The 5,155-nt window shown below is 49.5% G+C and carries 1 tRNA gene and 3 rRNA genes; all 4 read left to right on the plus strand.

Features of this window, described 5'->3' with window-relative positions:
- Nucleotides 1-1,545: ribosomal RNA gene (locus tag P7J58_RS11130) — 16S ribosomal RNA — on the plus strand.
- Nucleotides 1,546-1,598: 53 nt separating this feature from the next.
- Nucleotides 1,599-1,671, plus strand: a tRNA-Ala gene (locus tag P7J58_RS11135).
- Between the two features lie 294 nt (nucleotides 1,672-1,965).
- Nucleotides 1,966-4,869, plus strand: a 23S ribosomal RNA gene (locus tag P7J58_RS11140).
- Between the two features lie 203 nt (nucleotides 4,870-5,072).
- Nucleotides 5,073-5,155, plus strand: a 5S ribosomal RNA gene (rrf, locus tag P7J58_RS11145); the annotation flags it as partial.

Consider the following 5,155-nt stretch of genomic DNA (forward strand, 5'->3'; position numbering starts at 1 on the left):
ATGAGAGTTTGATCCTGGCTCAGGACGAACGCTGGCGGCGTGCCTAATACATGCAAGTAGAACGCTGAAGTCTGGTGCTTGCACTAGACGGATGAGTTGCGAACGGGTGAGTAACGCGTAGGTAACCTGCCTCATAGCGGGGGATAACTATTGGAAACGATAGCTAATACCGCATAACAGTATTTACCGCATGGTAGATACTTGAAAGGAGCAATTGCTTCACTATGAGATGGACCTGCGTTGTATTAGCTAGTTGGTGAGGTAACGGCTCACCAAGGCATCGATACATAGCCGACCTGAGAGGGTGATCGGCCACACTGGGACTGAGACACGGCCCAGACTCCTACGGGAGGCAGCAGTAGGGAATCTTCGGCAATGGGGGCAACCCTGACCGAGCAACGCCGCGTGAGTGAAGAAGGTTTTCGGATCGTAAAGCTCTGTTGTAAGAGAAGAACTGTGAGAAGAGTGGAAAGTTTCTCATTTGACGGTATCTTACCAGAAAGGGACGGCTAACTACGTGCCAGCAGCCGCGGTAATACGTAGGTCCCGAGCGTTGTCCGGATTTATTGGGCGTAAAGCGAGCGCAGGCGGTTTGATAAGTCTGAAGTAAAAGGCTGTGGCTTAACCATAGTACGCTTTGGAAACTGTCAAACTTGAGTGCAGAAGGGGAGAGTGGAATTCCATGTGTAGCGGTGAAATGCGTAGATATATGGAGGAACACCGGTGGCGAAAGCGGCTCTCTGGTCTGTAACTGACGCTGAGGCTCGAAAGCGTGGGGAGCGAACAGGATTAGATACCCTGGTAGTCCACGCCGTAAACGATGAGTGCTAGGTGTTGGGTCCTTTCCGGGACTCAGTGCCGCAGCTAACGCATTAAGCACTCCGCCTGGGGAGTACGACCGCAAGGTTGAAACTCAAAGGAATTGACGGGGGCCCGCACAAGCGGTGGAGCATGTGGTTTAATTCGAAGCAACGCGAAGAACCTTACCAGGTCTTGACATCCCGATGACCGCCCTAGAGATAGGGTTTCTCTTCGGAGCATCGGTGACAGGTGGTGCATGGTTGTCGTCAGCTCGTGTCGTGAGATGTTGGGTTAAGTCCCGCAACGAGCGCAACCCCTATTGTTAGTTGCCATCATTCAGTTGGGCACTCTAGCGAGACTGCCGGTAATAAACCGGAGGAAGGTGGGGATGACGTCAAATCATCATGCCCCTTATGACCTGGGCTACACACGTGCTACAATGGCTGGTACAACGAGTCGCAAGTCGGTGACGGCAAGCTAATCTCTTAAAGCCAGTCTCAGTTCGGATTGTAGGCTGCAACTCGCCTACATGAAGTCGGAATCGCTAGTAATCGCGGATCAGCACGCCGCGGTGAATACGTTCCCGGGCCTTGTACACACCGCCCGTCACACCACGAGAGTTTGTAACACCCGAAGTCGGTGAGGTAACCATTTAGGAGCCAGCCGCCTAAGGTGGGATAGATGATTGGGGTGAAGTCGTAACAAGGTAGCCGTATCGGAAGGTGCGGCTGGATCACCTCCTTTCTAAGGAAATGGAAACCTGTACGTCAGTCTTCTTTAATTTTGAGAGGTCTTGTGGGGCCTTAGCTCAGCTGGGAGAGCGCCTGCTTTGCACGCAGGAGGTCAGCGGTTCGATCCCGCTAGGCTCCATTAACAGGAGAAATCTTGTTAAGAAGGATAGTTGAATTCACGACTAACTTCTTAGGAAAATAGACAATCTTCCTTGTGTGCAAGACACACAGCGTCAGATTCCTAATTTTCTACAGAAGTTTCGCTAAGGCGACCGTCGTTCATATCCTAAACTTGTCCATTGAAAATTGAATATCTATCAAACATTCCTGATGTATCTGAAAGGATACATTAAGAAATAGTAACAAGAAAATAAACCGAAAACGCTGTGAATATTTAATGAGTTTTCTAGTTTAGAAAAAAACTAGTAATTAAGGTTAAGTTAATAAGGGCGCACGGTGGATGCCTTGGCACTAGAAGCCGATGAAGGACGTGACTAACGACGAAATGCCTTGGGGAGCTGTAAGTAAGCAATGATCCAGGGATGTCCGAATGGGGGAACCCGGCAGGTAATGCCTGTCACTCACTACTGTTAAGGTAGTGCAGAGGAAGACGCAGTGAACTGAAACATCTAAGTAGCTGCAGGAAGAGAAAGCAAAAGCGATTGCCTTAGTAGCGGCGAGCGAAACGGCAGGAGGGCAAACCGAGGAGTTTACTCCTCGGGGTTGTAGGACTGCAATGTGGACTTAAAGAGTATAGAAGAACTACCTGGGAAGGTAGGCCAAAGAGAGTAATAGCCTCGTATTTGAAATATTCTTTATACCTAGCAGTATCCTGAGTACGGCGAGACACGCGAAATCTCGTCGGAATCCGGGAGGACCATCTCCCAACCCTAAATACTCTCTAGTGACCGATAGTGAACCAGTACCGTGAGGGAAAGGTGAAAAGTACCCCGGAAGGGGAGTGAAATAGAACCTGAAACCGTGTGCCTACAACAAGTTCGAGCCCGTTAATGGGTGAGAGCGTGCCTTTTGTAGAATGAACCGGCGAGTTACGATATGATGCGAGGTTAAGTTGAAGAGACGGAGCCGTAGGGAAACCGAGTCTTAATAGGGCGGATTAGTATTATGTCGTAGACCCGAAACCATGTGACCTACCCATGAGCAGGTTGAAGGTGCGGTAAGACGCACTGGAGGACCGAACCAGGGCACGTTGAAAAGTGCTTGGATGACTTGTGGGTAGCGGAGAAATTCCAAACGAACTTGGAGATAGCTGGTTCTCTCCGAAATAGCTTTAGGGCTAGCGTCGACATTTGAGAATCTTGGAGGTAGAGCACTGTTTGGATGAGGGGGCCATCTCGGTTTACTGATTTCAGATAAACTCCGAATGCCAAAGATTTATGGTCGGCAGTCAGACTGCGAGTGCTAAGATCCGTAGTCGAAAGGGAAACAGCCCAGACCACCAGCTAAGGTCCCAAAATAATTGTTAAGTGGAAAAGGATGTGGGGTTGCACAGACAACTAGGATGTTAGCTTAGAAGCAGCTATTCATTCAAAGAGTGCGTAATAGCTCACTAGTCGAGTGACCCTGCGCCGAAAATGTACCGGGGCTAAAACAATTTACCGAAGCTGTGGATAACACATTAGTGTTATGGTAGGAGAGCGTTCTATGTGTGAAGAAGGTATACCGTGAGGAGTGCTGGAACGCATAGAAGTGAGAATGCCGGTATGAGTAGCGAAAGATGGGTGAGAATCCCATCCACCGTAAGACTAAGGTTTCCAGGGGAAGGCTCGTCCGCCCTGGGTTAGTCGGGACCTAAGGAGAGACCGAAGGGTGTATCCGATGGACAACAGGTTGATATTCCTGTACTAGAGTATGAAGTGATGGAGGGACGCAGTAGGCTAACTAAAGCGGGCGATTGGAAGAGCCCGTCTAAGCAGTGAGGTGTGATATGAGTCAAATGCTTGTATCTGTAACATTGAGCTGTGATGGGGAGCGAAGATAAGTAGCGAAGTTAGTGACGTCACACTGCCGAGAAAAGCTTCTAGCGATGTATCATACTCTACCCGTACCGCAAACCGACACAGGTAGTCGAGGCGAGTAGCCTCAGGTGAGCGAGAGAACTCTCGTTAAGGAACTCGGCAAAATGACCCCGTAACTTCGGGAGAAGGGGTGCTCAGTTTAACTGAGCCGCAGTGAATAGGCCCAAGCAACTGTTTATCAAAAACACAGCTCTCTGCTAAATCGTAAGATGATGTATAGGGGGTGACGCCTGCCCGGTGCTGGAAGGTTAAGAGGAGGGTTTAGCGCAAGCGAAGATCTGAATTGAAGCCCCAGTAAACGGCGGCCGTAACTATAACGGTCCTAAGGTAGCGAAATTCCTTGTCGGGTAAGTTCCGACCCGCACGAAAGGCGTAATGATTTGGGCACTGTCTCAACGAGAGACTCGGTGAAATTTTAGTACCTGTGAAGATGCAGGTTACCCGCGACAGGACGGAAAGACCCCATGGAGCTTTACTGCAGTTTGATATTGAGTATCTGTACCACATGTACAGGATAGGTAGGAGCCTATGAAGTCGGGACGCCAGTTTCGACAGAGGCGCTGTTGGGATACTACCCTTGTGTTATGGCTACTCTAACCCGGATAGGTTATCCCTATCGGAGACAGTGTCTGACGGGCAGTTTGACTGGGGCGGTCGCCTCCTAAAAGGTAACGGAGGCGCCCAAAGGTTCCCTCAGAATGGTTGGAAATCATTCGCAGAGTGTAAAGGTATAAGGGAGCTTGACTGCGAGAGCTACAACTCGAGCAGGGACGAAAGTCGGGCTTAGTGATCCGGTGGTTCCGTATGGAAGGGCCATCGCTCAACGGATAAAAGCTACCCTGGGGATAACAGGCTTATCTCCCCCAAGAGTTCACATCGACGGGGAGGTTTGGCACCTCGATGTCGGCTCGTCGCATCCTGGGGCTGTAGTCGGTCCCAAGGGTTGGGCTGTTCGCCCATTAAAGCGGCACGCGAGCTGGGTTCAGAACGTCGTGAGACAGTTCGGTCCCTATCCGTCGCGGGCGTAGGAAATTTGAGAGGATCTGCTCCTAGTACGAGAGGACCAGAGTGGACTTACCGCTGGTGTACCAGTTGTCTTGCCAAAGGCATCGCTGGGTAGCTATGTAGGGACGGGATAAACGCTGAAAGCATCTAAGTGTGAAACCCACCTCAAGATGAGATTTCCCATAACTTTATGTTAGTAAGAGCCCTGAGAGATGATCAGGTAGATAGGTTGGAAGTGGAAGTGTGGCGACACATGTAGCGGACCAATACTAATCGCTCGAGGACTTATCCAAGAATAAGTAATGAGAACGTTAAGAAAAGCGTATGATTTTAGGAAATCAACGCGGAAGTCGGTTAGACTTCAAGGCGATTTTTCTAAATCACTAGCTTTTTAGTTCGAATACAATTACTTATTAAAACTAGAGTCAATATTGACAAGCGCACGGTTTCTTGTTAGAATATAGATATTCAATTTTGAGTTGACAAGACTCAGTAGTTAAGTGACGATAGCCTAGGAGATACACCTGTACCCATGCCGAACACAGCAGTTAAGCCCTAGAACGCCTGAAGTAGTTGGGG

Source organism: Streptococcus suis (assembly GCF_046032535.1).
Lineage (GTDB): Bacteria > Bacillota > Bacilli > Lactobacillales > Streptococcaceae > Streptococcus > Streptococcus suis_AK.